This is a genomic window from Mesobacterium hydrothermale (assembly GCF_035818635.1).
In the GTDB taxonomy this organism is placed as follows: domain Bacteria; phylum Pseudomonadota; class Alphaproteobacteria; order Rhodobacterales; family Rhodobacteraceae; genus Mesobacterium_A; species Mesobacterium_A hydrothermale.
In genome coordinates, this window is the sequence record NZ_JAYLLH010000077.1 from 1 (window position 1) to 522 (window position 522).

The 522-nt window shown below is 59.6% G+C and carries 1 protein-coding gene; it reads left to right on the plus strand.

Going from position 1 to position 522, the window contains the following annotated elements:
- Positions 1-48: 48 nt before the first annotated feature.
- Positions 49-522: hypothetical protein (locus VK792_RS19505; protein ID WP_326299597.1), on the plus strand; the 474-nt coding region annotated here is incomplete at its 3' end.

A 522-nucleotide genomic window follows, 5' to 3' on the forward strand; every position in this document is an offset into this window, starting at 1 on the left:
TTAATTGTGAGATGAGGCTGTCATGGGGCCGGCGCTTTTCGCGCGCCTTTGCGCGATGTGATCAACCGCGGCAAGCAATCGAGGCTCCTTCTCGAAGGCGCGCAAGAGAGCAACCCTTGCATAGTCGTCGATGCTTTTGTTGACGATTGCTGCCTTAGCCAAGGGCTGAGATCGAGCGGCGGCGATTGCGGCGAGGCAGAACAGCCTAATTTCCGATCTGGGGTTCTGGAGAGCGAACGAAGGATCCCCGCGGAAGGTTTTGAGTGCCATGGCAAATGTGACTGCGCGCATTGCGCGCCGAAGTTGCATGCGGCCGCTCGATCGCGCGGCGCACTCAAGCATCCCTGCCCCGCGGCGCGCTCGGTAGATCAGTTTTCCGGGTATTTGATCGTCACCGGTTTTGCCAAGGGCCTGCACAAGTCTCATCCCGCAAACTTGGCAGTCGAATGCCCAAGCCCGCCTCCAATGCCTCAGCGAAAGGCCCTCTCGGGAGCATTGCGGGCAATGCTGGAATGGCATCTG